The organism is Glutamicibacter sp. X7 (assembly GCF_054889245.1).
Genome location: NZ_CM142678.1, coordinates 148,721 through 173,167 on the forward strand (window position 1 = coordinate 148,721; position 24,447 = coordinate 173,167).

Sequence of the window (24,447 nt, forward strand, 5' to 3'; positions counted from 1 at the left end):
GGCGGATGCTCCTTGTCGCGTGAGTACTACTGGGCTCCCACCATATCCCGGGTTGCCTCGTGCGCGGTGCCGTGCACCGGTGGGCTACAGCGCCGGGGCGTGCAACGCGAGCAGATCCTCGTAGGTTTCACGGCGGGCCACCACGCGGGCCTGCCCGTCGGCGACGAAGACGATGGCCGGCTTCAGGGCGCCGTTGTAGTTATTCGCCAGCGTGTAGCCGTAGGCGCCGGTGGTGGCCAGTACGGCGAGGTCACCGACCCGTGCCTCGGGCAGCGGGGCCTGATCGACAAGCAGGTCGCCGGATTCGCACTGGCGCCCGACCAGTTGCGCGGTGCCGGTCCACGATTCGGTGGGGCGGTTGCCCAGGAGCACCTCGAAACGCTGGTTGGTCAGCGCCGCGTCCATCTGATCGGCCAGCCCGCCGTTGACCGCGACGAAGTTGCGCCCGGTATGCTTCACGCTGGTCACCTCGTAGAGGGTTACGCCGGCGCGAGCTACCAGCGAGCGGCCGGGTTCGATCAGTAGCCGTGCGTCGGCCGGTAGATGTTCGCGGGCGGCCTGGACCACGGCGTCTAGGTACTCCTCGATGCTCGGGGCCTGATCGTCATAGGTGTACTTGACCCCTAGCCCGCCGCCGATGTCATAGGTATCGAAGGTTCCCACGGTGGAGATCTTGGCTACCGCATCGGCAAACTGGCTGGCATCAAGAATCTGCGAACCGATATGCAGGTGCACTCCGCGGAAGTCCATCAGTGGGTGCTTTTGCATGCGTTCAATGGCGTGCGCCGCCTGATCCATCGGCAGGCCGAATTTGGAGTTGTTCCCGCCGGTGGCCTGTGAGGCGTGAGTTTTGGCTTCTACTCCCGGGATGACGCGCAGCAAGAGCTTCTGCGGCCGGTCCAGGAGCCGTTCGAGGCGATCGAGCTCGTCCTCGTTATCCACGATGATGGTATCGATGCCGGCCTCGAGCGCCATACGCAGCTCGGCCTCCGATTTGGCGTTGCCGTGAAAGTGGAGCTTGGCCGGGTCGACGCCCGCGGCAAGCGCCATGCGCAGTTCACCGCCGCCGGCCACGTCGACCGAAACCCCTTCCTCTTGGGCTAGGCGATACATGCCCACGGCGGGGAAGGACTTCGAGGCGAAGAGAACCTCCGAGTTGGGCCAGCGTTCGCGCAGCCCGTCGACGTAGCGGCGGATCTGGCTACGCAACCCGGCCTCGTCATACACGTAGAGCGGGGTACCGTAGCGTTCGGCTAAGTCGGTCACCGCAACCCCGCCGATACTCAGTACGCCGTGGTCGTTGACCGCCGAATTTTCCGGAAGGATCTCCCACAGTTCCTCGAGACGAGTGCCCTCGGCGTGCGGTCGGTCGGTGGTGCGGTCGGCGGTATGGTTCATCGGCTTTGGCTTTCTCTTGAGGAGACATCGGGTGCTGAGATCAGTGTGCCGCGCTGGCGCCGCGAAGGGTACCCGGCAAAGTTCTGCCGGGTACCATACGCTGTATAGAACCTGAGGCAAGGGCTTACAAGTTTTTGAGGTGGGAGCATGCTGGATCTACGGCAACTACAAGCCCTATTGGCGGTGGCAGAAACCGGATCGATTACCGGGGCGGCGCGGCGACTGGGCTGGAGCCAACCGGCGGTGAACCACCATCTGCAGAATCTGGATCGACTGATGGGTGCCCCGCTGACCGGTCGGACGAGTCAGGGAACCACGCTGACCGACACCGGGCGGTTGGTAGCGCGCCAGGGCGCGGAGATTCTCAACCTCTCCGAGCAGTTGGTTGAGGAAGTGCGCGCGCAGGTTCGTGGGCAACGTCCCCGGGTGCGACTGGGGATTGTGGCCTCGGTGGTCTCGGCCTTCCTGCCGACGATCAGTGCGCGCCTGGCCGAGCGCGGCCTAGGGCTAGATACCCGGTTGGGGGAGAACCCCGACTTAATTGAGGCGGTGCAGCAACGTAGCCTCGATGCCGCGGTGATCTACACCTTGCAGGATTACCCGCCGGTGCTTGGGGAATCGGTACGTTCGCGCACCTTGCTGCGCGATCCGTTACTGCTCGCCCTGCCGGAGGATCATCCCGCCGCGCACGAGGTGCAGATTCAAACCCATACGCTCCGCCAGCTTCACCGTGAGCGGTGGGTGTTCGGGGTGACAGATAACGACCCGATCGATCGGCTCATCCGTGAGCACTTGGCCGATACCGACGCCATCGAATCGGTGATCCATACCGACGATTTCTCGGTGCTCTTGAGTGTGGTGGCCGCGGGCCTGTCCATTGGGGTGGTCTCGCGGCTGGGTGCTGCGCATCCGCCGCAGGGCGTGGTGCTACGGCCTTTCGCCGACCCGCGTTTTCACCGGATGATCACCCTGATTTCACATGAACGTTCGGCGGCCAGCGCGGCCGAGGTGCGCCACGCCATCGTTGATGCGGCGGCGCACCTCGAACCCTAGGCCGGTTGGCGTTACTTCTTGATCGCCCGGTGCACGGCCACGATGCCGCCGGTGAGGTTGCGGAACTCCACATCCTTCCAACCCGCGGCCAAGAACTTCGCCCCGAGAGTCTGCTGATCCGGCCACGCCGAAATGGACTCGGCCAGATAGACATAGGCTGCCGGGTTCGGCGAGACGAGGTAGCCCAGCGCCGGGATGACTCGCGGCAGGAACTGCTGGTACGCCACCTTGATCGGGGTGACGGTGGGGGTGGAAAACTCGCACACCACAATGCGTCCGCCGGGTTTGGTCACGCGCAGCATTTCCGCCAACGCGCCGGTGGTGTCGGAAATATTGCGCAGCCCGTAGGAGATGGTGACCGCATCGAAGGTCTCATCCTCAAAGGGCAGATTCATGGCGTCGCCGTAGACGAAGTCGAGCTGCGGGTAGCGCTTGCGCCCCTCGGCCAGCATGCCCTCGGACATATCGCACGCGGTTACCTCTGCGCCGGCGGCGGCCAGCGGCACCGACGAGGTGCCGGTGCCCGCCGCCAGGTCGAGGATGCGCTCGCCGGATTGCGGAGCGATGGCCTCGGTGGTGATTTTGCGCCAGTAGTTCACGATGCCGCCGGTCATCAACGTGTTCAACAGGTCGTAGCGAGGAGCTAGGTTGTCGAACATCTGCTGAACCTGAGTGGCCTGCTTATCCAGGCCCGCGCGCACGTTGTGGGAAGTCATGATTCCAAGTGTTCCATAATTCCGCACCCGTGCACTGCGTGCTTTTGCTCTCAGGACTGCTGCAACAGCTTCTCGAGCCGCTGATAGCCGATTTCCATGCCGTCGGCCATGCCGGTGGCGAGGATCTCATCGCGCACTTCGGTACTCGGGTAGTTGCCGAGGTAGCTGATCAAGGTGCCTTCTTGCAGTGGGGTCAGGGTCAGCTCGTTGCGTACCTCGGGTCCCTCGGTGCCGATCATCTTCTCGGTGGTTACCTCGTACACCGGAGCGTTGCGCTCGAGCAACGTGCCGGTGAAGCCGAAGCGTTCGCTACCGTCTTCCTGCTCCCATTCGTAGCGGTAGTCTTGCCCGACCTCGGTGGCGACCTCACAGACCGGCATGCGCCAGCCGTCGGGTCCGAGATTCCATTGCTTCATCAACTCGGGATCCTGGAAAGCTGCCCAAACGGCTTCGCGGGAGCCACGGACCACCCGCGAGACGCGGGCCTGTGTCTGGCCGATGAGCTGGACGGTGGTACCTTCGCCGCGGGAGAACGAACGCAGGTCGGCCAGCACGGATTCGATCTGCCCCATGGCCTGGTTGATGCCCTCTTCCATGCCCATGGCGACGAGCTGCTCGAGGTCTTGGACGGAGTCGAAGTGGTTGGTGACCGTAACGCGCGAACCAGCGTCCGTGGGGTCGAAGCCGAAGACCACTCGGGTGCTCGGTAGCTCGTCATTGGTGGTGCCCGTGCTGTCGGCGAAGGAATCGCGCACTTCGAAGAACTTGTGTTCGGCGACCTCGGTCCAATCCCAACGTCCGTGGAATTCTTCGCCGTCCGGTCCGGTCATGTAGTAACGGCTCACACCGCCCACGACGCCGTCGTGCCGCAGGAAGGTCGCCGGGTAGCCCGGAGGGCCCCAGAACTTTTCGATCTGTCGCGCATCGAGGTATGCGTCCCAGAGCCGGGCGACCGGCACTGAGAAATCGGCGGTAATGCTTAGGGTCAGGGTTTCTGGGTCTTTGGTGACCGCGGTGACAGGCATGGGGTTTCTCCTCAGGGAGTGTCGGGCTCTTGCAGTAGTGCATCGAGCCGCTCGAGGCGTGCGCGCCAGAGGGTTTCGTAGGCGCCAAGCAGGCCGGTGATGTACCGGAGCATTTCCGGCTGGGCACGCACTAGGCGTTCGCGCCCACGGGCGAATTTGGTGACGAGGCCCGCCGACTCCAACGCGGCGACGTGCTTCTGCACCGCCGCGAAAGACATATCGTAGGCCCGCGCCAGTTCGGAGACCGAGGCCTCGGCGTTCAAGGTCCGCCGCACGATATCTCGTCGTGTGGCGTCGGCCAAGGCGCGGAAGACCTTGTCTAACTGTGCTTCGCTCAACTGATCTACAACCATTTGGTTGTAGATTACCCCTCGCCACAATGCGACACAAGAGGTAGGGGATAAATAATCGCGATTTCCGCGTGCCCGTGGGCCGCAAGCATCAGCGCGCGGCCAGGGGAGGTCTTCTCAACCGCCGACTTCTGCCCTAGTCTGTAGGCACCGTGTCGCCAGCCGGCAAGCCTCAGGAGAAGTGCTCACCATGGGCGTGAAAACCTTGGATCTACCGACCGCGGCTCGCCAGGCAATTCGCGCCCACGAGCTGTTGGCCACCAGCGGTGCGCCCTTGGAAGATTTGCCGCTGCGGCAGGTGGTGCGCGAATCGTGGACGCGCGCTCTGGGCTCCCAACCTTCGTTGCGCCGCGAACCGAGCATGCTTTCCGACGCCGACTTGGCGGTAGCCCGTGAGCGAAGTGCCCTGCAACGCTTGTGGCCGGTCTTTGAGCGGCTGCTGGTCCCGGCCGCGGCCGAAGCGAATCTCGTGGTGGCGCTGGCCGATGCGCGCGGCACCTTGCTCTGGGTCGACGGGGCGCGGGGTGTGGCGCGCCGGGCCGAATCCGTGGGCTTCGCGCCCGGTGCCGACTGGGCCGAGCCGTCGATTGGCACCTCTGCCCCCGGGATTGCGCTGGCGACCGGAACCGGCGTTCAGGTTGCGGGGGCCGAGCATATGTATGAGCATGTGCATTCCTTCAGCTGCTCGGCCGTGCCCATTCGCAACCCGCGCAGCGGGCAAATCATTGGGGCGGTCGATCTGACCGGCGGTGAGGATGCCGTAGCCGTGCACTCGCTGCCGCTGCTCACCGCGGCCGTGGCCGCCGCCGAGGGGCAACTATTGCTCCCCGAGGATCATTGCCGAGAGTCCGAAGGCGATTACCTAGACCTCTGCGCGCCAACCGGTGCCTTACTCAATGGCGAACAGATCTCCTTGCGACATGCCGAAATCTTGACGCTGCTGGCCACCAGCGAGCGTGGAATGAGCAACCAGGAGCTCGTTGAGGCGCTTTTTGAGGTGCCTGATGCGGCGGCGGCCGGAACCGTCCGTTCCGAAATGGTCCGGCTTCGTAAAGTGCTGGCCGGCCGCGACGAACGGACGCTGGGTTCGCGGCCCTATCGGGTGCAGTGGCCGCTGCGCACGAGTGTGCATCGGCTGATGGAAGCGCTCGAGGCGGGCGACGTACAGCAAATGCTCGAGGTATACCCCGCCGATCTGTTGGCGCGCTCGCAGGCACCGGGGATTCACTCACTGCGCCACCGACTTCAGGCGGCCGCTCGCGAGCTGGTGCTCGATCGCGGCGGAGCTCACCAACTGCTGGACTTTGGGCGCAGGAGTGCCGATGCCCATGTGCTCCTCGCCGCGTTGCGAGAATTACCCGCCGACTCTCCGGCGCGCTCCTTGATAGTCGCCGAGGTGCAAAACCTGCAGGATTCCTAGCGACCACACTGCAACCTAGTTGCAACGTGGCTGTGATTAGCATCACTTGTAGGCGGGAGGGGCAAGGAAGCCGCCCGCGGCCCGAGTGAAGCGAAGGAGTTTTTCGAGCCATGAGTGTGTATGCGAATCCGAATACCGATGGTGCGCTGATCCATTTTAAGTCACGCTACGAAAACTACATCGGCGGCCAATGGGTGGCTCCGGTGAAGGGGATGTACTTTGAGAATGTCACCCCGGTAACGGGCAAGGCCTTCTGCGAAGTCGCCCGCGGTACCGCCGGAGATATTGAGCTGGCCCTCGACGCCGCTCATGCCGCCGCTCCGGACTGGGGTAAGACCAGTCCGGCGGAGCGTGCGGTCATTCTGAACAAGATTGCCGACCGCATCGAAGAAAATCTGGAAATGCTCGCCGTGGCCGAATCATGGGATAACGGCAAGGCGGTCCGCGAAACCCTGAATGCGGACCTGCCATTGGCCGTCGACCACTTCCGGTACTTCGCTGCGGCGATCCGCGCGCAGGAAGGTGGGATTTCTCAACTAGACGACAATACGACCAGCTACCATTTTCATGAACCGCTGGGCGTCGTGGGGCAGATCATCCCCTGGAACTTCCCGCTCCTTATGGCGACGTGGAAGCTGGCCCCTGCGCTGGCCGCCGGCAATGCGGTGGTGATCAAGCCCGCCGAGCAAACCCCGGCGAGCATCATGGTGCTCATGGAGTTGGTCGGTGACCTGCTGCCGGCCGGTGTGGTGAACGTGGTCAACGGCTTCGGCGCCGAGGCCGGCAAGCCACTGGCGACGAGCAAGCGTATCCGCAAGGTCGCTTTTACGGGTGAAACCACGACCGGACGTCTGATTATGCAGTACGCTTCGGAGAATCTGATCCCGGTCACCTTGGAGCTGGGCGGCAAGAGCCCGAACATCTTCTTCGAGGACATTGCGGCCGCCGATGATGCCTTCTATGACAAGGCTCAGGAAGGATTCGCCCTCTTTGCGCTGAACCAGGGCGAAGTCTGCACCTGCCCTTCGAGGGCGCTTATCCAAGAGTCCATCTATGACCAGTTCCTCGAAAAGGTGGTCGCCCGGACCCAAAGCATCAAGCAGGGTAATCCGCTGGATACCGAGACCATGATGGGGGCACAAGCCTCCAACGACCAGCTGGAGAAGATCCTGTCCTATCTCGACATCGGCAAACAGGAAGGAGCCCAGCTGCTCACCGGTGGTGGCCGCGCGGAACTCGGCGGCGACTTGGAGGGCGGGTACTACGTACAGCCGACCATCTTTGCCGGGCACAACAAGATGCGCATCTTCCAAGAGGAGATTTTCGGCCCCGTGGTGTCCGTGGCGAAGTTCAGCGACTATGCCGATGCGCTGTCGATCGCCAACGACACGCTCTATGGCCTGGGTGCCGGCGTGTGGTCACGTAACGGCAATACGGCCTACCGTGCAGGCCGGGACATTCAGGCAGGTCGCGTCTGGGTCAACCAGTATCACGCCTACCCGGCACACTCCGCCTTTGGTGGCTACAAGTCATCGGGCTTCGGGCGTGAAAACCACCTGATGATGCTCTCGCACTATCAGCAGACCAAGAACCTGCTGGTGTCATATTCCGAAGATAAGCTCGGCTTCTTCTAAGCCGCGTGACCCGCTGCGGGTGTGCCGGATCTGTCGGCACACCCGCAGCACAATGACCGACGAGCAGTGAGGAGCACCGTCATGGAAGGCATAACCGAATCGCGCCCGAGCATCGCGGGGGAGAACTTTTCTCGCATAGCCTTCACCGATGCCTGCCTAGAGCTACTACGCACCATCTGGTCCATTCACGGTCCGTTGATGTTTCACCAATCCGGTGGCTGCTGTGATGGTTCCTCGCCCATGTGCTATCCCGCTGGCGAGTTTCGCACCGGGCAGTCGGATATTCTGCTTGGCGTTTTGACGCTGGATGACGACCAGGGGGAGCCCTTGGGCGATATCGATTTCTGGATGTCGCTCGAGCAGTTCGAGTACTGGAAGCACACCAAACTCACCGTGGACGTGGTCAATGGTCGCGGGTCGGGATTCTCCCTTGAAGCCCCGGAGGGCAAGCGGTTCATGATTCGCAGTGAACTCATCGAGTTTCCGGAATCCCAGTGACCGCGACGTAAACTGCGCCTATGCGCTTATGGTCACTTCATCCGTCCCTGCTCGACGCCAAAGGTCTGGTCGCCTGCTGGCGCGAGACGCTACTGGCCCAACAGGTGCTCGAAGGTAAGAGCAGCGGATACACGGCGCACCCGCAATTAGTGCGATTCCGAGCCGATGCCGATCCGCTGGGCACGCTCGGTGGGTATCTGGGTGGCCTCTGGGAGGAGGCCACGGCCCGCGGCTATCGCTTCGATCGCAGCAAGATCCACGTCGAACCCCAGACGCCGCGTCGCTTGCAGGTAAGTACCGGGCAACTGGAATTCGAGGCCGCGCATTTGCTCCGAAAGCTTCAGGTGCGCGACCCGCAACGCGCCGCCCATCTGGCGGCGTTGACCAGTTTTCCGCTACATCCGATTTTCGATGAGGTGGCCGGCCCGGTGGCCGACTGGGAACGCGACCCCGCAGCCCGGAATTAGACGCCGGGCTCGAGCGGGCGCTTGAGCAACGGGGGCTGCGTGCCCAAGCGTGGGTGATGTTCCCGGGACAGCAGGACGCTTGCGACCACGACGGCCACAAGCGTGGCGATGCTGGCCAGGGCGGTGCGCGCGGAAGGTGTCCAGAGCCCGTTCATCAGCAGCAGCGCCGGAATGGTGCTGCTCGGAAAGGCGATCAGCGCCAGGTACCAGCCGGTAAAGCGTCGCAAGTCCACCGCGCCGAAAGTGGTGCGGTACAACGAAAGTTGCAAGAAAAACAGAAACCAGGCCAACGCCCACGACAGCCAGATCACCGACAGCACCGGATCGCTCGGGAACACCGCAGCTACCTCGTAGAGGGCGATGGCTGCCACGAAGAGGCTGTACCAGCCGAAGCCGGCCTCGTCGCCGCCGCTCGCCGCGTTATAGCCAACCCAGAGGTATGTCATGCCGAAGAGGTAACTTGGCCATGCTCCGGCGACCGCCTGCGGGTCACCCGAGGATTGCAGCATCACGATCGTGGGCAGCACCATCTGCAGGATGCCGACAAAGAAGTTCAAGGGCACTGTTGACTTCGCGCTGATCACGCCGAGCGAAGACAGTCCATTGACGAAGAGGATTACGCCAACAAATACGAGCCCAACATGCTCCACTGACACTCCATTTCCTACGCCTCGAGAAGTTTTTGCGCGCGCCAAATATGGCGGTTTTACGCCTGAGATTTAAGCGTCGCCAGAGTGGCGACAAGGCAATTGTAACCGCGATTACACCATGCATTGTCCCTAGTGGCGGATTGTGAATTCTCGGCCGAGCGTCCTCCGCGAAGGGGATACTCCCACCGTGTGCACAGGAACCGCGGCCGTTTCATGCGCCACACGTTCTTCGATCCGGGCGTAGTCTGGCCCCATGCAGATCAGTTACGCCTCTTCACTCCCGGTTTCGGTCGATGAAGCCTTCGCTTGGCATGCCCGCCCCGGTGCCATGACACGCCTGCTTCCGCCCTGGCAGCCGGTGAGCGCGGTGCATGAAAGCCAGTCACTGGCCTCCGGCCGAGCCGAATTGCGCCTCGGGCCGGGCCTGAGCTGGCAGGCGAAGCACCGCCCCGAAGATTTTCGTCCGGGGCGCGGTTTCGTCGACGAACTGACCCCCGAGGGGCTGCGGGCCGCTCCGCTCAAGGCGGTGAACTGGCGTCACGAGCACCTTTTTAGCCCGATCGACCAGAACAGTTGCCAGCTCGAGGACCGCATCACCACCAATCTGCCACGTCGGTTCGTCGAACCCATGCTGCACTACCGGCACCGGGTACTGACCGACGATCTGTTGGCCCACCGTCGGGCCGCCGAGCAGGGATTCACGCCCCGCGTGGTGGCGATCTCCGGGGCTAGCGGGATGATCGGTAGCGCACTGACCGCCTTTCTGCGCACCGGAGGACACCGAGTCATCGAACTGGTGCGACGGGCTGCGCGGCACGGCGATGAACGCCAATGGAACCCGGATAATCCCGCCGCGGAGCTGCTCGAGGGATGCGACGCGGTCATTCATTTAGCCGGAGCCAATATCTTCGGACGATTCACCGACGCGCATCGAAAGGCCATTGCGCAAAGCCGGATCGAACCCACGCGGCGCTTGGCCAGCTGCGCGGAGGCCAACGGGGTCGGGGTGTTCATCAGCGCCTCGGGCATTGCCGCCTACCCGCAGGGCGATGAGCCTTGCGATGAGCATGCTCCGCAAAACGCCGAGGGATTCCTCGCTCAGGTGGTGCGCGACTGGGAAGCCGCAGCACGTACCGGTGAGAGTTCGGCGATGCGCCGGGTGCAGATTCGTACCGGGCTCGTGCAAACGCCACAGGGTGGAGTGCTGAAGGTGCTGCGCCCGATCTTCAGCCTCGGGGCCGGTGGCCCGATCGCAGACGGCAGGGCCTGGCAGCCGTGGATCGCCCTAGACGACCTGCTCGATATCTACCACCGTGCGCTATGGGACGAGTCGCTTGCAGGGCCGGTGAACGCCTCCGCCCCGCACCCGGTGCGTCAACGTGAATATGCCCAGGTGCTCGCCCATGTGCTGCATCGTCCGGCCATTGTGCCGGTGCCGGCCTTCGCCCCGAAACTCGTGCTCGGCGACGAGGGCGCGGACCAGCTGGCGCTGGCCAGCATCCATGCGGTACCCGGCAAATTACTCGAGGCCGGTCACCGCTTCCGCTTCACGACGCTACGCCCGGCCTTGGAGCATCTGCTCGGGGCGTAGATCTTCTCATGGTGCCCGGACACGGGTAAGTTGATGCCATGGGAGCATGGGGCATCGGAGCCTTCGAAAATGACGACGCACTGGATGTACTCGACAGCCTGCGCGAGGGTGAGTTCAGCTTTGCGGAGGTTGAATGGGCCTTCGAGGATGATGACTATCTCGAGGCCAATGGCGGACAGATCGCCGTCGCACAGGCCGAGTTGGCCATCGCGGCCAACCGGGGCCAGCCCGAGCGAATCGAGGACCTCGAATTGTCGACGATCGCCGGGCACTTCACCGACGAGAACCTTCGTTTTCTTCGCAAACAGGTGGCGCGTACCCTCAGCGGAGCCGAAACCTCGGAGCTCTATGAACTCTGGGCCGACACCGAGGATTTTCCGCAATGGTTGGCCGCCACCGAATCCCTGCAACGACGCCTAGCGTCCGTCGGCAACTAACGACCGAAACTCGGGATGGCGTGCGAACCAGTCGGCCACATACCAGCAACGCGGCACCACTTGCTGAGTACCGCGCTCGGCGATGGCCCGAACAGCGCGTTCGGTGATAATTCCGGCGTAGCCATGGCCGCGCTGCGCCGGATCCGTATAGGCACGGGTGAGCTCGATCTTCTGGCCCTGCACGCGGTAATCAAGCACGCTGACAAGTTCGGTTCCGCTACGTAGTTCGAAACGCGACGCGTCTGCGGCATCACGAAAATCCAGTTGATCTCCCATACTCAGCACTAACGACGGCCGCGCGAACAGTATTCCGCGGCTGGCCCTCGTATCCGGCGCAAAGCCTAGCGCCCGGTGCGCCGGGTACCGTATGATCTATTCGTCAGGAACGCGCAGGCGCGTTTCCGGCGCTCTCAAAAGGGGCGATACCCGTTGCCGTGCGCAACCGGTAGCGGCAGACATATATGGAATTTCTTAAGCTCAATTTTGAAAGAGTCCATGATGTCTACAGTTTCGGCCGCAATCGCCCACGCCCTGAAGCCCGTCGCACCACAGATCTTTGGTCTGATGGGTAACGGCAATGCCCACTTCCTCGACGCCGCCGTGCGCTCCGGTTTCACCTACACCGCCGTTCGCCACGAGTCGGCCGCCGTATCGGCCGCCGATGCGTACTACCGGATCTCCAATTCCCTGGCCATCGCCTCGACCACCTACGGTGCCGGATTCACGAATACCGTGACCGCACTGGCCGAAGCCGTCGCGGCCCGCGTGCCCCTGCTATTCGTCACCGGGGATGCACCGAGCACCGGGCGCCGCCCGTGGGATGTGGATCAAAGCGCCATCGACGCGGCGGTGGGAGCCACCACCTATGTAGTCGATGCGCAGAACCCGGGTGCCACCGCCCTGCGCGCCGCCGCCCATGCATTGCGCGAACGCACCGCCGTGGTGCTGGCCATTCCCTATGATCTGGCCGCCGCGGAAACCGCCGAGCCAGCCGAACTGGACTTTGCCGACTTCAACAGCACCCCTCCGGCGCCGGAACTCAACGCCACGCAACGGGCGCATATCGCCTCGGTGTTGGCCTCGGCCCAGCGCCCGCACATCCTGTATGGGCGTGGTGCCATAGAGGCCGCCCGCGGCGTGGCCGCGCTCGCCGACCGGCTCGGGGCCACCAGCTCCGGAACCCTACTGGCTCGCGACATGCTCACCCGCACCGGCGAGCTGGGAATTACCGGCGGCTTCTCCACCGCGAAGAACGCAGAAATTATCGCGCAGGCCGACGTGGTGCTGGTGCTTGGCGCCTCGCTGAACCAATTCACCACCCGCTTCGGGGACCTCTTTGGCGCGCAGAGCACGGTCATCCAGGTGGACCTGGCCGCGCAGGCCACGCACCCGCGTGTGGACTACTTTGCCACCGCCGATATTTCGCTCACCGCCACTGCCCTGCTCGCCGAGCTCGGAGAGGGCACCGGGGACTGGAACCAGCGTGTCGACCTCAGCGGACTGCGCGACCGCCCGGCCGGTGACGAGGTGGCCGGTGATGGCCTGCTCGATCCGCGTCGCGTGGCCAGCGAGCTGGAGCAGATTTTGCCGCAGAACCGTGTGCTGGTGCAGGATGGCGGGCACTTCATCGGTTGGGGCCCGATGTACTGGAGCACTTCCGACGCTCGCGCGCTGACCTGCGTGGGTACCGCCGTGCAGTCCATCGGGCTCGGTACCGCCTCCATGATCGGCGCCGGGGCCGCGGCCGCCGGGCGCACGGTGGTGCTTGCCGCCGGCGACGGGGGCTTCCTCATGGGTCTTGCGGACCTCGAGTCGATTGTGCGCACCGTGGCCAGCGGCGTCATCGTGATCTACAACGACTCGGCCTATGGAGCCGAAATTCACCAGTACGGCTCCATCGGCCTACACGAGGACCCGATGCTCATCCCGACCGTCGACTTCGCCGCGCTGGGCCGCGCCCTTGGCGCGCAGGCGGTGACCGCGCGCGAGCTGGGCGATCTGGACCCGGTGCGCCAGTGGGTGCAGCAGGGCGCGCGGGGTGTCATGCTTGTCGACGCCCGGGTCTCCGCCACGGTGCGCGCCCCCTATATGGAGGAAATCCTGGCGGCCAACGCACGTGCAGCGCAGCGCTCCGGCGCCGGAAAATAGTCCAGCTCGATTGCGGAAACTTCTCAGGAAAGCCACCGCCACCTGTGAAGTTTCCGCACAGGCGATCACAATCGGGTAACGGTGCTTCACTGCGCCAAGGGCACGGCGTAGGCTGGGCTCGTGCGCAAACTCCTGACCTCCACCGCGAGCCTCGCCCTCGGCGTTAGTCTCGTGTGCGTCGGCGTCCCCGCGCAGGCTAGCTGGTTCGACTCCGACGGACGGGCCGAGGCGGCGCAGAGCACGCCGGAACAGAGCGCGCCATCGGGTTTGCGGGTCGCCACGGTTGACGCCGAGCTCAGTGGGGCCGACCAAGGACAGCTGGCCATTGAATTGGCCAGCGGCACGGACCGTCGTGCCACGCGGTTGGCCGATCATCTGACCGAGGCGAATCCGGATATCGTCGTGCTCACCGGCATGGACACGGAACAGGCGGCCGTGGACGCCCTGCGCGCGAACTACCTGAACAACCCCTTCGACGACCGTGTGGACCTGAACCTGCCCTATAGCTACCTGGCCCCGGGAACTACCGGCGTGCAAAGCGGGGCAGATCTGGATGCCGACGGTGTAGTCGGTGGCCCCAACGATGCTTGGGGCGCCGGCGACTTTGAAGGTCAAGGCGGATTGGTGGTGCTTTCGCGCTACCCCATTGACCCGGAGAAGATCACCTCGATCACCGCGTTGCCCTGGCACGCGCTGCCGGGTGACCGCCCCAAGGCCGCAGGGCTGGATGGTGTGCTGGCCGGAGCCATACCGGTGATGAGCGGCGGGCTCTGGGACATTCCCATCGACTATCGTGGCGAAACCGTGCACCTGTTGGCCGCGCAAATGTCCGACCAACCCGCGGGCGTAGGCTTCGCAGGACAGCGCCAGCAGGATCAGCTACGGGTTTTGGCCGACTACTTCACCGGCGCCGCGTATGTGCGCGACGATGCGCAGCGCCCGGTGCACGCACAGCGCGGTGAACCTGTCATCGTGGCCGGAGACCTCGGCAGCATGCCGCAGGCCAACGCCGCACGTGCCCACCTGATGCAGGTGTTGCATCACGGACAAGACGCCGCAGAGACCGGCGCGCAGGTGCTGGCCGATCATTCCTGGTCAACCCAGGAAGCTGGGAGCGTCGGAGCGCCGGCCCAACCGGACCGCTCGGTCACCGGTATCGAAGAACTGCTGCCCGACTCCGGTCAGGTGCGGTACCTAGACCTCGGCCGCTAGCGGCCGGCGGGTCCGCCACAGTGATCGATCAATCGCTCGTCTGCTATTCGCAGGCCAACCCGTCCGTGGCCGGACGCGACGTCGTGCTCTGCCTGCACGGTTACGGTTCCGCACCGCAGGCCGTTGCCCCGTTTTTTCGGTCCCTACCCGAGGACGCCCTGGGTGTGGCGCTACCAGGGGTGTTTCCCATGGACGATGGTCAACGCGGCTGGTTCCTCCTCGACTACGTGCTCAACCACGACTTTGCGCGGATTACCGACGCCGCCGGGCAGATCTTTGACTGGCAAGCCACGCATCTAGCCGGCGCACGGAGCATCCACTTAGCCGGACACTCCCAAGGCATGGCCATGGCCACCACCCTCTATCGGCTACGACCTCAGGGCTATGCGACGATCGCCGGACTGAGCGGTTTCGTGCTCGATAACGAGTTGCTGAACCTGACCGATCCGACCGAGCAGATTCCCTGCTTCTGGGGTCGTGACAAGCTAGATTTGGTGATCAACCCGGAGGCGGTGAGCTTCACCGCCGACTGGGTGCAGCGGCATACCTACTGCACCGTGCGCACCTACGACGAAGCCACCCACGCGATCACCGAGGCGCAATTGCGCGATCTGCGCGCCTTCTGGGGCTACTACCTTTCGGATCCGTCACGACACTAGCTGTGCGTATGCGCTGAAGTGAGTCGGTGTGCAGGCTCGTTCGCTACAGTGGAAGACATCATGAGCAAGGATCCGATTTCCATGACCGTGCTGGGTAGGGATGGCGCCCCGCGCGCGGGTATCCAAGAGGCCATCATGCGTGCAGTGGGCGTGCAACGCCCGCTGGTGCTCGCCTATCTCAAGCGTCTGCGGGCCAAACACCCCGAGGCCAGCGCCTCCCGCTTGGCTGAGATCGCCGAGCGTGACTACTTGCTGGTGGTGACCGGTTCCGGGGCCGCGGTCGGAGGCACCGCCGCCGTACCTGCCGTGGGCACCGGGGTGGCGCTTAGCCTTTCGGCCGCGGCCACGATAGGTTTCCTGGAAGCCAGCGCACTCTACGCGCAGACCCTTGCCGAACTGCACGGGATCGCCCTGAAAGACCCGGAAGCCTCCCGGGTGCTGGTCATGGGTGTGCTGTTGGGCGAAGAGGGAAGCCTGATGATCGCCGGGCTGGCCAAGCAGGCCGCCGGTAAGGGCGGCGGCCCGGTGAAAGGCTGGGCCAAGCTCTTCGGCGCGAACAAGTCCAGTAGCTTCTACTCGCTGATGCAACGCAACCTGCAAAAGCGATTCATGCGCCGCGTGATTGGCACCCAGGCCGCCAGCGTGCTGGGTCGTGTGGTGCCCTTCGGCATTGGCGCGGTCATTGGCGGCGCCGGCAACCGTTACCTGGCCCGCCGGGTCATCGAGTCTGCGCGCAACGCCTTCGCCGGCATCCAAGACGAGCTCCCCAATGAGCTCGAAGACCTCGGCGAGTTGCCGCGGTCGGAACAAACCCCGCAGTCTTAGAGCACGCCGAGGATCAGTTGCCCCGCGGTATGTATGCCGAGGCCGGCCAGCGCGCCAATCACCGTGCCATTGATCCGAATGAACTGCAGGTCGCGGCCGACCTGCAGTTCCAGTTTGTGACTGGTTTCGGCCGGATTCCACGCCGCCACGGTGTCACTGACCAGCCCGACCAACGCCTCACCGTGGTTATTGGCCAGCGCGGTAGCCGCACCGGCGAGTCGCTCTTGGAGGTTGTGGGCCAGCGCCCGGTCGGTGAGCAGCCGACGCCCGGTAGCCCGTACGGCCTGGGTAAGGGCCACTCGCAGGGGCGAGTCCGGGTCGGCCAGCGAGGCGAGCAGACCCGCCTTCAGGCTTTGCCAGCCTCGGCCCAGCAGTTCTAGCAGGGCCTGATCGCCGAGCAGTGAATGCTTGAAGGCCTCCACCCGCGCGATGGTGGCCGGATCGTGCTGCATGCTGCGCGTAAAATCGGCCAGCCAGCCCGCGATGGACAGGCGCAGCACATGTCCCCGGTTGGCGCGCACCGCGCCGAGCAGGTTAGCCAGCTCGTTTTGTAGTTTGCTGGCCAACAGGTCATCGACCATACGCGGCACCCAGTGCGGAGAGCGGCCGGCGACCACCTCGGTAAACACCTGCGGATTCGCGCGCACCCACTCTTCGGCGCGTTCGGCCAGCAGGTCGATGAGCGCCTCGTGGTGCCCGTCGGTGACGAGCCGTTCGCCCAACGTGCCCAAGGTGGTGGACCATTCCGGGGCCACCACATAGTCTTCGGCCAGGGTACGTAGCAGGTCGAGCACCGGGGCGTCGTCGAGGGTTTCCAGCAGCCCGCTGGCCGTGACGCTCAGTTGTGAACCGGTGGCCCGCGCGCCCGCTTCGCTGGCCAGGTAAATGCCGGCGCGCTGCGGTAGCCGTAGTTCGCGCACTTTGGGGCCTAGCACCTGTGCGGTGAGGAAGTTTTCCTGCACGAAGGAGCCGAGGGAGGCGCCCAGTTCGTCCTTTTTGCGCTGGATCAGGTTGGTGTGCGGGATCTTCAGTCCCAGTGGATGCCGGAAGAGCGCGGTGACGGCGAACCAATCGGCTAGCGCGCCGACCATCCCGCCCTCGGCGGCCGCCCGCAGATAGCTGAACGGCTCCCAGCGTTGTTGCAACAGCAGGCCCGTCACGAAGAGCACCGCCATCGCGATGAACAGGGCGGTGGCCACGCGTTTCATGCGCGCCAGAGCCGCGGCCTTGAGCTGTTGAGAACTGAGCATAAACCCAACTGTATCGGCGGCTCGCGCACGTCACGCGTTCCCACACCTACCAGCGCCTCACCGGTAGCGTGGACCCCATGGAACCGCAGATTTTCGCCCACCGGGGCAGTTCGCACCGTTTCGCCGAAAACACCCGTGCCGCCTACCTGGCGGCCATCGATGAGGGCGCCGACGGCGTGGAATGCGATGTCCACCTCAGCGCGGACGGGGCGGTCGTCTGCCACCACGACCCCACGGTCGACCGCACCTCCGATGCCACCGGCCTCGTCTCCTCCTACACCGTGGCGCAGCTGAAAGCCATGGACTTCACCCAGCTAGGCAAAGAGGCGCTCCCGGACGGCTACGGCACGGTGCACGAGCAACTAGTGACCCTGCACGAACTACTAGGGCTCATCGACGCCCGCGGGGTGCGAATTGCCCTGGCCGTGGAACTCAAACACCCCAGCCCCTTCGGACACATTCTCGAGGACCGGGTGCTGCAGGTATTGCAGGAGTTCGGCTTCGACCCGGCTACCGGCAAGGCCGGACGCACGGGGCAAATCCAGCTCAGCTTCATGAGCTTTGAACCCGAAAGCATGCGCTACTTGGCCCGCACGGTGGACCGGGCCCTGCTCTGTCAGCTGATCACCGAAATCGACGCCGAATGGGTGCAGGAACTGCTCGATGGCGGACAGGTTTCCCGGGCCGCCGTCTACGAGGTCCTGCACCGCTCGGTGGCCGAAGGCGTGGAACTTGTTAACTCGGCCGGCACCGGGATCATCGGCCCCGGCGTGGCCTGGGTGCGAGCCAACGAGTCGCTCGTGCGTACCTGGCTGGCCCGTGGGGCCACCGCCCGAATCTGGACCGTGGACCGCCCGGCCGACGCCCTCTACCTGATGAGCCTGGGAGTCCAGCAACTAACCAGTAACCGCCCGGCCGCGCTGCGCCGCGAACTAGCGGCCGCCGCAAACGGCTAATCTTGGAAGGGTGAGCACTACAATCCAAGAGCAGGCATATCTGCACGACAGCTACTTATTTGCCACCGACGCCACCGTCATCGCCGCCGGTAGCGACGAAGCCGGAAATTGGGTGGCGGTAAGCCCGAATATTTTCCACCCACGCGGTGGTGGGCAAATGGAAGATAGCGGAACCCTCGACGGAGCGCCGGTCCAGGTGGCCCGCGGCGAAGACTCGCTGGTGGTGCTCTACGGAGAACAGCTACCGGAACTCGGGGCCACGGTCGCCACCGCCATCGACCCGCAAGTTCGGCTGAAGCACGCGGCGCTCCACACTGCCGGGCACATTGTGGGTTTTGCCGGTGAAGACCGCGGGTGGGAGCACCGTGGCCACTCACACTTCCCGGGGCAGGCGCGCCTGGACTTCGACCCGCAGAGCGTCGACATGCCGCTCGAGGATGACGCGCAGCGGGCCGCCGCCGTCGCCTGGCTGCAGTCCCGCGTCGACGAACTGATCGCTACCGGCGGCGAGGTGACCACCGCGATCGACGAGGCGGGGCACCGTACCGTGTCCATCGCCGGGGTCAACGTCGAACCCTGCGGTGGTACCCACGTAAATCACGTGAACCAGCTGCGCCAGGTGCGCATCGGACAAGCGAAGGTGAAGCGCGGCGTCTACAAGGTGCGCTACGAGGCGGAGCATGTCGACTAGCTGGTTCACCCCGGCCACCCGCATGGGACTGTCTATTGCGGTGGCCACCGGGCTCTATGGGATTTCCTTTGGGGCGTTGGCCGTGGTCGCCGGGTTGAACCTATGGCAGTGCATTGTGCTCAGTGCCCTGATGTTCACCGGAGGTTCGCAGTTCGCTTTTATCGGCGTACTGGCCGGTGGTGGCACCCCCGTGGCCGGGTATTCGGCCGCCTCCCTGTTGGGAATCCGCAACTCTGTCTACGGGATGCAGATCAAGCAGGCGCTACGTCCCAGTGCATCGCTGGTGCCCCTGATGGCGCAGGTGACCATCGACGAGTCCACCGCCACCAGTCTCGGGCAGTCCTCGCTCGCCGAGAAGAAGCGAGGCTTCTGGGTGGCCGGTGTCGGCGTCTGGTTGCTGTGGAACCTCTTTACGATCGTCGGGGCGCTATTGGGTGAACGCATGGGGGATCCGGCGGCCTGGGGTCTGGACGGCGCGGCAGTAGCCGCGTTCCTCGGTCTGCTCTGGCCGCGCCTGAAATCGGCCGAGCCGGTCTTCGTGGCCCTCGGCGCCGTGCTGGTCACCGCGATGGCGGTGCCGGTCAGCGCCCCGGGTGTGCCAATTCTGCTGGCCGCCGCCGCGGCCGTGATCTACGCGCTGATCACCTATCGGCGCGGAAAGCCTGCGACGGAGCACGGACAACGGCAGCGGGTGGAACCATGAGCGAACTGAGTTGGTGGATTCTGGCGGCCAGCGTGACCGCCTTCGCGATCAAGCTCTCCGGTTACTTCGTGCCACGCAAGGTGCTCGATTCTCCGGTGATGTCCCATGTGGCGGCCACCTTGACGGTGGCGTTGCTGGCCTCGCTGGTGACCATGAACGCCTTCACCTCCGGCACCCAGCTGGTGATCGACGCGCGCATCGGTGCCTTGGCGGCGGCCGCGATCGCCTTGATGTTCCGAGCTCCCTATCTGGTGGTGGTGATCGTCGGGGCCCTGGCAGCCGTGGGCCTACGCATGAGCGGGTTGGCCGCGTAACCGAAGGTGACAAGCAGGCCGGTGAAGGCGCACAGTTGAGCCATGATTGTTGCTTTTTCTGTGGCTCCCAGCACCGACAATGCCGACGGCTCCGTACACGATGCGGTGGCTGAGGCCGTGAAGATCGTACGCGACTCCGGGCTCCCCAACCGCACCAGTTCGATGTTCACCGAGCTCGAGGGTGAGTGGGATGAGGTGATGGATGTGGTCAAGCGCGCGACGCTGGCCGTGGGCAAGTACGGTTCGCGTGTCTCGCTCGTGCTCAAGGCCGATATTCGCCCCGGTTATGAGGGTGAACTCGACGGCAAGATCGAGCGTCTGGAGAAGGCGATCGAAGCGACCGCGGAGTAATCGGCAGTCTTCACTAGTCCACGCCCGAAGGTGCAGACCGCGCATCACGGGTGCAGGCACGTTGCCTCCTCGACGCGCCAATAATGGTGTATGGCTCGTTGCGTGGAACCAAGACGCAGACCCCGCGCAGAACGCGCACGTCCACGTCGCCGCGTCCAGAAGTGTGCATGGAAGTCGGAGCGCTGGCCGCAGCGATGAGTTCATCTTCTGAGATGTTGAATCGCTGGGCGTTGTCGCGGGCGCGCTGCGTGATATGCCAGTCTGCTGGCCGCTCGAGGACGGGCGGTGCTATTGGCGCTGCGATGCTCGGTGCGCCGTCGGCGAGAATCTCCACCGTAAAGCCGGTCGGGCCGGCCAGCGGGATGTGTGCAGCGGAGGCCAACTGCCCGGCCAGAGCTCCGGCAACCGCAGGAGTGAGCCGAACCGACGTTGGTGGTTGCTCGCCGACTGCGAGGCGGAGGATGACATTGGGCCCGTGTGACTCGAGGGATAGGTCACCGAGGAGCGGAGCGGGAGCCGCGAATTCTTCGTGGACTGTGACGTGTGATCGTGCTTCTGCATCGTAAGGCATGGATAAAGGCCGTTTCAGTCTGCCGCCACGGCTAGTAGCGGGCCAATGAGTGGTGGTGATGCGGTGTCGTTGCTTCTTTGGGAAATTCTCTTGGCGGACGACGCGTTAGCACGTACGAGACGATTCGTGCGTATCATCGTGCGCAACCTGGGGTTGGTGCTGGAGGATCCCCGCATCCGGCGTGGACGTCGACAGTGGTGTTAAAGGCGTGGAATTGCTTGGCGCCGCCTTGCGAGCCGCTACCAGCCCGCCCATCACTCTCATCGCTGGCTCCCGAGATAGAGCCAGTCGCCGACGGCGTGAACGTCGTATACCGCCAGCCGGGGCGCCGTACCGTCGAGACTCTCACCTGTATCCAACCGATAGACCTCCTTGTGCAGTGGGCACGCGATCGTATCGATGTGCTTCCCGTTGATGGTTGTGCCGCCCAGGATGCCCCGCGCCATTACGGTCGCGCCAGTAATTGGGCAGCGGTGTGAGGTGAGGTAGACGTGGTTCCAGGCGGTTCGGAAAATCGCTAACTGCCCGTTCGGATGCCAGATGGCTTCGCCCCAGTCGGGGGACAGCTCGCTGTAGCGGCACAGGAGGTCGAGGCTGGGGGTGGAGGTCGTGGCGACCGGTTCTGCCGCCTTGCTGTCATGAATGAAAGGGCTCATGGCTCGGTACCTTTCTTTGCCGGGGAAGGTCGTCGCCGTTGACACCATCAACAATATAAAGCGAGCGTTTCAGTAAATGGCGAGGTTTGGTTACTGGTTCGTAAAACGCGTCTCACATGATCGGATAGTTCTAGTTTTCCTGCGATCAGCCAGTCGCCGCGTCGTAGCGAACTTCTCGTGGACCTGTCAGGCATCGCGTTTGCCTAGGCCGGTTTGGAGGCTGCGCTGGCCGGGACAGATAGTCTTGCGGATACGACTCTGCTGGCTCCCGAGGCACCGACCGGTCACGACATTATCGTGGATGTATGCGCCATCTCCGTGAACCCAGTGGATGTGAAGGTCCGGCCTGGAGCGCAGGGCGCGACCGATAGCCGCGTCTTGAGTTGGGCCGCTTCGGGCGTCGTACTGGCGGTGGGGGGATCGAGTGACCGATTATCGTGCCGGCGATGAGGACTATTGCGCAGGTGCCCTGGGGAGGTTGCCGAACTGGATGATGGTGGTGTGCTGCGCACCCTGCTGACCAAAACCTACTCGCCGATCAATTCCGAGCAGCTGCGCAATGCGCACGCGGATATCGAGACCGGCCACGTGGTCGGCAAGGTCGTGGTGGCCGACGAAGACTAATCGGTAGATCACGGGGGCGGCCCCGACCGACTTTGGTCGGGGCGCCCCAACGATCGCACGGAGACTACAGCATGTGCGATGTCGATGGTCTGGCTGCGGGAGCTAGTTTCCGGTCTTCGCGGCTTGCGAGAAGCGTTCGCGGTATTCGGGGGAGTCGGCCGGTTCGCTGTCACCAAAGATGGCCTTCATCCAGTGACCGTCGGTCGGGTTGGGGAACAAGATGAACTTGCGTCCGAATTCCTCGGCGTCCTCCAGTGCCAATGACTTCCTTTCGCTGACGGACTCGACGTAGTACTTGCGTTTGAAGTCGTTGAGGTTATCGCCCAAGTAGGCAATGACCTCGTAGTCGTCGGCGATCTTTTGCTGCGCTTCCTCCTTATCTGAGCTCTCGCGCAACATGGTCACATGCTCATCGTCGGCGAAGGGCAGCCCCGCGGCTTTGAGGTTCGCAACGCCGAAGCGCTGGGTTTCTTCGCCCTGATCGCGGGAGGAAACGTAGAAGACCTCGACACCCTTCTCGGCCGCGTACTCAAGTGCTTTAATCGACCCGGCGGTTGGAGTTGGCCCGTTGTCGGCCACCCACTGGTCCCAGAGTTCGTCATCGAAGGACTGCTTGCCCGAGGCGATGAGCTGTTTCCAGTAGTCATCCGAGCTCAGCACGGTGTCGTCGATGTCGCTGATGATAGCCAGGGGTTTGTCGTTGTCCTTGTTGGCAAGGGCGGCATCGACACGGTCGGTCAGAATATTGAATCCCTGCAGGTACAGGTTGTCCCGTTCGGCTGCGGTCACTCGCCACGCTACGGCCGCCGTGAGGAGATTTTGTTCCGTCTGTGCCGCGCTGTCATTGGCGCTCGGTTCGGTCCCGCCCGTCGAGCAGGCACTGAGACTCAGGGCCAGCGTGGCGCCGAGTCCGAGTGCTAGTAGCGATGATGGCCGGAAGGGGTTGCCCATAAGTATGCTCCTTGGTGAATTTAAGTATTTCCAAGGTAAACATGGCGAGGATGATTCACGAGTTTCTTGCGTCGCTCCCGATATTTGTTACGCCCGTCACTGCTCCGGTGGCCCCTTGAGCCGAAGCTACTGGTCCTTTGGGTGGGGCGTTAGGCGATAATCCGCTCCGTACGGTCCTTGAGGTTTTCGTCGGGAGCGGCCGCCCGATTGACCTGAGTCCAAATTTCGTCGAGGGAGAGATCGACGACCGTGGCCACGGAGGCGATGGTGGCGAAGGAGGGCGTGGCCACGCGGCCGGTTTCGATTTTGCGAAGAGTCTCCGGAGAAATGCCTGCTTCCAGGGCGACCTGCAAAATGGTGCGCTTGCCGCGCGCCGCGCGCAGCAGTGCGCCGAGTATTTCGCCGCGGCGTATTTCAGCAGCGCTCAGTGGAAGTCTCACCATGCGGTCAATTATAGTACCGGTATAGAATTACCGGAATTGATTGACGACGGTGCAGGGAGAGGCCACATGATCGAGATACTGACGGATAGCGAGTTGCAGAAGGCCCGGGCGGCCGGGCGCATCGTGGGCGCGATCCTTGATACGGTGCGCCGCCGCTGCCAGGTCGGCACAAATCTGCTCGAAATCAACCAGTGGGTCCGCGAACTCATCGAACAGGCCGGTGCGGTGTCCTGCTATGTCGACTATGCGCCCGCTTTCGGGCGCGGCCCCTTTGGCCACTACATATGCACCGCCGTCAACGACGCAGTATTGCATGGAAAGCCCCACGATTATGACCTGGTCGACGGCGATCTGCTGACCCTCGACCTTGCGCTTCTCAAGGACGGTATCGCCGCCGACGCGGCCGTCAGTTTTGTCGTGGGCACGGCGTCGAAGGACGATCTGGCAATGATTGAAACTACCGAGCGTGCCTTGGCTGCTGCCATTGCCGTGGCTAAGCCCGGGGCACGCATCGGTGATCTGTCGCATGCCATCGAGCAGGTGCTCTCCGCCGAGGGGTACAAAATCAATCTTGAGTTTGGCGGGCATGGCATTGGTTCCACCATGCATCAAGAGCCTCACGTTCCGAACGCCGGACGTGCCGGGCGCGGCTATGAACTACGCCCGGGATTGCTCTTGGCCGTGGAGCCGTGGGTTATGGCCGATACGGACCGACTGATCGTCGACGAGGACGGATGGACGCTGCGAAGTGCCACGGGTTCGCGCACCGCACATAGCGAGCACACGATTGCCATTACCGCCGAGGGAGCGGAGATCTTGACCCTGCCGCCACAGACCCAGGGCTGACGCGGGCC

Annotated in this window: 29 protein-coding genes; 18 read left to right on the forward strand and 11 right to left on the reverse strand. The window is 63.9% G+C overall.

Annotation, left to right across the window (positions count from 1 at the left end; genetic code table 11):
• Positions 1 to 84 precede the first annotated feature (84 nt).
• Entirely contained in the window at positions 85 to 1,398 is a 1,314-nt protein-coding gene (gene lysA / locus ACYU0X_RS00745; protein ID WP_418908061.1) for a diaminopimelate decarboxylase, read from the reverse strand.
• Positions 1,399 to 1,545: 147 nt separating this feature from the next.
• Between lysA and ACYU0X_RS00750 the strand changes: the two genes are divergently transcribed.
• Positions 1,546 to 2,451, forward strand: a complete 906-nt coding sequence (locus tag ACYU0X_RS00750; protein ID WP_418908062.1) for a LysR family transcriptional regulator — start codon at positions 1,546 to 1,548, stop codon at positions 2,449 to 2,451.
• A gap of 11 nt (positions 2,452 to 2,462) precedes the next feature.
• On the opposite strand, the gene ACYU0X_RS00755 is transcribed toward ACYU0X_RS00750, so the two are convergent.
• Genes ACYU0X_RS00755 through ACYU0X_RS00765 form a run of 3 tightly spaced genes read right to left on the reverse strand, consistent with a single transcriptional unit; the run spans position 2,463 to position 4,545 of the window.
• Positions 2,463 to 3,167, reverse strand: a complete 705-nt coding sequence (locus ACYU0X_RS00755) for a demethylmenaquinone methyltransferase (RefSeq protein ID WP_309410199.1) — start codon at positions 3,165 to 3,167, stop codon at positions 2,463 to 2,465.
• 50 nt (positions 3,168 to 3,217) lie between these two features.
• The gene (locus ACYU0X_RS00760) at positions 3,218 to 4,192 is read right to left on the reverse strand and encodes an SRPBCC family protein (RefSeq protein ID WP_418908063.1); all 975 of its coding nucleotides are present in this window, start codon (positions 4,190 to 4,192) and stop codon (positions 3,218 to 3,220) included.
• A gap of 11 nt (positions 4,193 to 4,203) precedes the next feature.
• Positions 4,204 to 4,545: an ArsR/SmtB family transcription factor gene (locus ACYU0X_RS00765; RefSeq protein WP_418908064.1), complete on the reverse strand. Its 342-nt coding sequence runs from the start codon at positions 4,543 to 4,545 to the stop codon at positions 4,204 to 4,206.
• 187 nt (positions 4,546 to 4,732) lie between these two features.
• Here ACYU0X_RS00765 and ACYU0X_RS00770 point away from each other — a divergent pair, with 187 nt between their 5' ends.
• The 4 genes from ACYU0X_RS00770 (at position 4,733) to ACYU0X_RS00785 (ending at position 8,561) form a co-directional block, all read left to right on the forward strand.
• A complete protein-coding gene (locus ACYU0X_RS00770) occupies positions 4,733 to 5,962 on the forward strand; it encodes a sigma-54-dependent transcriptional regulator family protein (protein WP_418908065.1) in 1,230 nt (409 codons plus the stop codon).
• 110 nt (positions 5,963 to 6,072) lie between these two features.
• Entirely contained in the window at positions 6,073 to 7,596 is a 1,524-nt protein-coding gene (adh, locus tag ACYU0X_RS00775; RefSeq protein WP_418908066.1) for an aldehyde dehydrogenase, read from the forward strand.
• Between the two features lie 81 nt (positions 7,597 to 7,677).
• Positions 7,678 to 8,094 carry a DUF779 domain-containing protein gene (locus tag ACYU0X_RS00780; RefSeq protein WP_418908067.1) on the forward strand — a complete coding sequence of 139 codons (417 nt, stop codon included), beginning with the start codon at positions 7,678 to 7,680 and terminating at the stop codon, positions 8,092 to 8,094.
• A gap of 20 nt (positions 8,095 to 8,114) precedes the next feature.
• Positions 8,115 to 8,561 (forward strand): pyrimidine dimer DNA glycosylase/endonuclease V, encoded by a 447-nt coding sequence (locus ACYU0X_RS00785; RefSeq protein ID WP_418908068.1) that lies wholly within the window; start codon positions 8,115 to 8,117, stop codon positions 8,559 to 8,561.
• Here the strand turns inward: ACYU0X_RS00785 and ACYU0X_RS00790 are convergent.
• Positions 8,558 to 9,211 carry an AmiS/UreI family transporter gene (locus ACYU0X_RS00790; protein WP_418908069.1) on the reverse strand — a complete coding sequence of 218 codons (654 nt, stop codon included), beginning with the start codon at positions 9,209 to 9,211 and terminating at the stop codon, positions 8,558 to 8,560. The two genes, ACYU0X_RS00785 and ACYU0X_RS00790, sit on opposite strands and share 4 nt — an antisense overlap.
• Positions 9,212 to 9,464: 253 nt before the next feature.
• On the opposite strand from ACYU0X_RS00790, the gene ACYU0X_RS00795 reads away from it, so the two are divergent.
• Positions 9,465 to 10,802: a TIGR01777 family oxidoreductase gene (locus ACYU0X_RS00795; RefSeq protein WP_461901825.1), complete on the forward strand. Its 1,338-nt coding sequence runs from the start codon at positions 9,465 to 9,467 to the stop codon at positions 10,800 to 10,802.
• 38 nt (positions 10,803 to 10,840) lie between these two features.
• Positions 10,841 to 11,239, forward strand: a complete 399-nt coding sequence (locus tag ACYU0X_RS00800; RefSeq protein ID WP_418908071.1) for a DUF4259 domain-containing protein — start codon at positions 10,841 to 10,843, stop codon at positions 11,237 to 11,239.
• Here the strand turns inward: ACYU0X_RS00800 and ACYU0X_RS00805 are convergent.
• Positions 11,219 to 11,515 (reverse strand): GNAT family N-acetyltransferase, encoded by a 297-nt coding sequence (locus ACYU0X_RS00805; RefSeq protein ID WP_418908072.1) that lies wholly within the window; start codon positions 11,513 to 11,515, stop codon positions 11,219 to 11,221. The genes ACYU0X_RS00800 and ACYU0X_RS00805 overlap by 21 nt on opposite strands.
• Before the next feature lie 222 nt (positions 11,516 to 11,737).
• On the opposite strand from ACYU0X_RS00805, the gene ACYU0X_RS00810 reads away from it, so the two are divergent.
• The 4 genes from ACYU0X_RS00810 (at position 11,738) to ACYU0X_RS00825 (ending at position 16,083) form a co-directional block, all read left to right on the forward strand.
• Complete coding sequence (locus ACYU0X_RS00810) at positions 11,738 to 13,387, forward strand: thiamine pyrophosphate-binding protein (protein WP_461901826.1); 1,650 nt, start codon at positions 11,738 to 11,740, stop codon at positions 13,385 to 13,387.
• Positions 13,388 to 13,507: 120 nt separating this feature from the next.
• Positions 13,508 to 14,599 carry an endonuclease/exonuclease/phosphatase family protein gene (locus ACYU0X_RS00815; RefSeq protein WP_418908074.1) on the forward strand — a complete coding sequence of 364 codons (1,092 nt, stop codon included), beginning with the start codon at positions 13,508 to 13,510 and terminating at the stop codon, positions 14,597 to 14,599.
• Positions 14,600 to 14,619: 20 nt separating this feature from the next.
• Positions 14,620 to 15,258, forward strand: a complete 639-nt coding sequence (locus ACYU0X_RS00820) for an alpha/beta hydrolase (protein WP_418908075.1) — start codon at positions 14,620 to 14,622, stop codon at positions 15,256 to 15,258.
• A 60-nt stretch (positions 15,259 to 15,318) separates the two neighbouring features.
• Positions 15,319 to 16,083, forward strand: a complete 765-nt coding sequence (locus ACYU0X_RS00825) for a hypothetical protein (RefSeq protein ID WP_418908076.1) — start codon at positions 15,319 to 15,321, stop codon at positions 16,081 to 16,083.
• Here ACYU0X_RS00825 and ACYU0X_RS00830 read toward each other — a convergent pair.
• Positions 16,080 to 17,333, reverse strand: coding sequence for a DUF445 domain-containing protein (locus ACYU0X_RS00830; protein ID WP_418908077.1), 1,254 nt, complete (start codon positions 17,331 to 17,333; stop codon positions 16,080 to 16,082). The genes ACYU0X_RS00825 and ACYU0X_RS00830 overlap by 4 nt on opposite strands.
• Positions 17,334 to 17,410: 77 nt before the next feature.
• On the opposite strand from ACYU0X_RS00830, the gene ACYU0X_RS00835 reads away from it, so the two are divergent.
• The 5 genes from ACYU0X_RS00835 to ACYU0X_RS00855 are packed head-to-tail and all read left to right on the forward strand — an operon-like array spanning position 17,411 to position 20,348.
• On the forward strand, positions 17,411 to 18,289 hold the full coding sequence (locus ACYU0X_RS00835; protein ID WP_418908078.1) for a glycerophosphodiester phosphodiesterase: 879 nt from the start codon (positions 17,411 to 17,413) through the stop codon (positions 18,287 to 18,289).
• Between the two features lie 10 nt (positions 18,290 to 18,299).
• Entirely contained in the window at positions 18,300 to 18,980 is a 681-nt protein-coding gene (locus ACYU0X_RS00840) for an alanyl-tRNA editing protein (protein ID WP_418908079.1), read from the forward strand.
• Complete coding sequence (locus tag ACYU0X_RS00845; protein WP_418908080.1) at positions 18,970 to 19,683, forward strand: AzlC family ABC transporter permease; 714 nt, start codon at positions 18,970 to 18,972, stop codon at positions 19,681 to 19,683. Before ACYU0X_RS00840 ends, ACYU0X_RS00845 begins: the two co-directional genes overlap by 11 nt.
• Positions 19,680 to 19,997, forward strand: coding sequence for an AzlD domain-containing protein (locus tag ACYU0X_RS00850; RefSeq protein WP_418908081.1), 318 nt, complete (start codon positions 19,680 to 19,682; stop codon positions 19,995 to 19,997). The genes ACYU0X_RS00845 and ACYU0X_RS00850 overlap by 4 nt, the downstream gene beginning before the upstream one ends.
• Positions 19,998 to 20,039: 42 nt before the next feature.
• Positions 20,040 to 20,348: a thiamine-binding protein gene (locus tag ACYU0X_RS00855; protein ID WP_418908082.1), complete on the forward strand. Its 309-nt coding sequence runs from the start codon at positions 20,040 to 20,042 to the stop codon at positions 20,346 to 20,348.
• A gap of 13 nt (positions 20,349 to 20,361) precedes the next feature.
• Here ACYU0X_RS00855 and ACYU0X_RS00860 read toward each other — a convergent pair whose 3' ends face one another.
• Together ACYU0X_RS00860 and ACYU0X_RS00865 are read right to left on the reverse strand one after the other, a co-directional pair.
• Positions 20,362 to 20,919 carry a hypothetical protein gene (locus tag ACYU0X_RS00860; protein ID WP_418908083.1) on the reverse strand — a complete coding sequence of 186 codons (558 nt, stop codon included), beginning with the start codon at positions 20,917 to 20,919 and terminating at the stop codon, positions 20,362 to 20,364.
• A 260-nt stretch (positions 20,920 to 21,179) separates the two neighbouring features.
• On the reverse strand, positions 21,180 to 21,575 hold the full coding sequence (locus ACYU0X_RS00865) for a nitrite reductase (NAD(P)H) small subunit (protein WP_418908084.1): 396 nt from the start codon (positions 21,573 to 21,575) through the stop codon (positions 21,180 to 21,182).
• A 456-nt stretch (positions 21,576 to 22,031) separates the two neighbouring features.
• On the opposite strand from ACYU0X_RS00865, the gene ACYU0X_RS00870 reads away from it, so the two are divergent.
• Entirely contained in the window at positions 22,032 to 22,199 is a 168-nt protein-coding gene (locus ACYU0X_RS00870; protein WP_418908085.1) for a zinc-binding dehydrogenase, read from the forward strand.
• 102 nt (positions 22,200 to 22,301) lie between these two features.
• Here the strand turns inward: ACYU0X_RS00870 and ACYU0X_RS00875 are convergent, their stop codons facing one another.
• Both ACYU0X_RS00875 and ACYU0X_RS00880 read right to left on the reverse strand, forming a co-directional pair.
• Complete coding sequence (locus ACYU0X_RS00875) at positions 22,302 to 23,150, reverse strand: 5'-nucleotidase, lipoprotein e(P4) family (protein ID WP_418908086.1); 849 nt, start codon at positions 23,148 to 23,150, stop codon at positions 22,302 to 22,304.
• Between the two features lie 149 nt (positions 23,151 to 23,299).
• Positions 23,300 to 23,593 (reverse strand): helix-turn-helix domain-containing protein, encoded by a 294-nt coding sequence (locus ACYU0X_RS00880; protein WP_418908087.1) that lies wholly within the window; start codon positions 23,591 to 23,593, stop codon positions 23,300 to 23,302.
• A gap of 66 nt (positions 23,594 to 23,659) precedes the next feature.
• Between ACYU0X_RS00880 and map the strand changes: the two genes are divergently transcribed.
• Positions 23,660 to 24,439, forward strand: a complete 780-nt coding sequence (gene map / locus ACYU0X_RS00885) for a type I methionyl aminopeptidase (RefSeq protein ID WP_461901827.1) — start codon at positions 23,660 to 23,662, stop codon at positions 24,437 to 24,439.
• Positions 24,440 to 24,447: the final 8 nt, after the last annotated feature.

Coding starts and splice junctions, on each gene's coding strand:
- lysA (WP_418908061.1), bottom strand. CDS start 1,398: ATGAACCATACCGCCGACCGCACCACCGACCGACCGCACGCCGAGGGC.
- ACYU0X_RS00750 (WP_418908062.1), top strand. CDS start 1,546: ATGCTGGATCTACGGCAACTACAAGCCCTATTGGCGGTGGCAGAAACC.
- ACYU0X_RS00755 (WP_309410199.1), bottom strand. CDS start 3,167: ATGACTTCCCACAACGTGCGCGCGGGCCTGGATAAGCAGGCCACTCAG.
- ACYU0X_RS00760 (WP_418908063.1), bottom strand. CDS start 4,192: ATGCCTGTCACCGCGGTCACCAAAGACCCAGAAACCCTGACCCTAAGC.
- ACYU0X_RS00765 (WP_418908064.1), bottom strand. CDS start 4,545: ATGGTTGTAGATCAGTTGAGCGAAGCACAGTTAGACAAGGTCTTCCGC.
- ACYU0X_RS00770 (WP_418908065.1), top strand. CDS start 4,733: ATGGGCGTGAAAACCTTGGATCTACCGACCGCGGCTCGCCAGGCAATT.
- adh (WP_418908066.1), top strand. CDS start 6,073: ATGAGTGTGTATGCGAATCCGAATACCGATGGTGCGCTGATCCATTTT.
- ACYU0X_RS00780 (WP_418908067.1), top strand. CDS start 7,678: ATGGAAGGCATAACCGAATCGCGCCCGAGCATCGCGGGGGAGAACTTT.
- ACYU0X_RS00785 (WP_418908068.1), top strand. CDS start 8,115: ATGCGCTTATGGTCACTTCATCCGTCCCTGCTCGACGCCAAAGGTCTG.
- ACYU0X_RS00795 (WP_461901825.1), top strand. CDS start 9,465: ATGCAGATCAGTTACGCCTCTTCACTCCCGGTTTCGGTCGATGAAGCC.
- ACYU0X_RS00800 (WP_418908071.1), top strand. CDS start 10,841: ATGGGAGCATGGGGCATCGGAGCCTTCGAAAATGACGACGCACTGGAT.
- ACYU0X_RS00805 (WP_418908072.1), bottom strand. CDS start 11,515: ATGGGAGATCAACTGGATTTTCGTGATGCCGCAGACGCGTCGCGTTTC.
- ACYU0X_RS00810 (WP_461901826.1), top strand. CDS start 11,738: ATGTCTACAGTTTCGGCCGCAATCGCCCACGCCCTGAAGCCCGTCGCA.
- ACYU0X_RS00825 (WP_418908076.1), top strand. CDS start 15,319: ATGAGCAAGGATCCGATTTCCATGACCGTGCTGGGTAGGGATGGCGCC.
- ACYU0X_RS00830 (WP_418908077.1), bottom strand. CDS start 17,333: ATGCTCAGTTCTCAACAGCTCAAGGCCGCGGCTCTGGCGCGCATGAAA.
- ACYU0X_RS00835 (WP_418908078.1), top strand. CDS start 17,411: ATGGAACCGCAGATTTTCGCCCACCGGGGCAGTTCGCACCGTTTCGCC.
- ACYU0X_RS00845 (WP_418908080.1), top strand. CDS start 18,970: ATGTCGACTAGCTGGTTCACCCCGGCCACCCGCATGGGACTGTCTATT.
- ACYU0X_RS00850 (WP_418908081.1), top strand. CDS start 19,680: ATGAGCGAACTGAGTTGGTGGATTCTGGCGGCCAGCGTGACCGCCTTC.
- ACYU0X_RS00855 (WP_418908082.1), top strand. CDS start 20,040: ATGATTGTTGCTTTTTCTGTGGCTCCCAGCACCGACAATGCCGACGGC.
- ACYU0X_RS00860 (WP_418908083.1), bottom strand. CDS start 20,919: ATGCCTTACGATGCAGAAGCACGATCACACGTCACAGTCCACGAAGAA.
- ACYU0X_RS00865 (WP_418908084.1), bottom strand. CDS start 21,575: ATGAGCCCTTTCATTCATGACAGCAAGGCGGCAGAACCGGTCGCCACG.
- ACYU0X_RS00875 (WP_418908086.1), bottom strand. CDS start 23,150: ATGGGCAACCCCTTCCGGCCATCATCGCTACTAGCACTCGGACTCGGC.
- ACYU0X_RS00880 (WP_418908087.1), bottom strand. CDS start 23,593: ATGGTGAGACTTCCACTGAGCGCTGCTGAAATACGCCGCGGCGAAATA.
- map (WP_461901827.1), top strand. CDS start 23,660: ATGATCGAGATACTGACGGATAGCGAGTTGCAGAAGGCCCGGGCGGCC.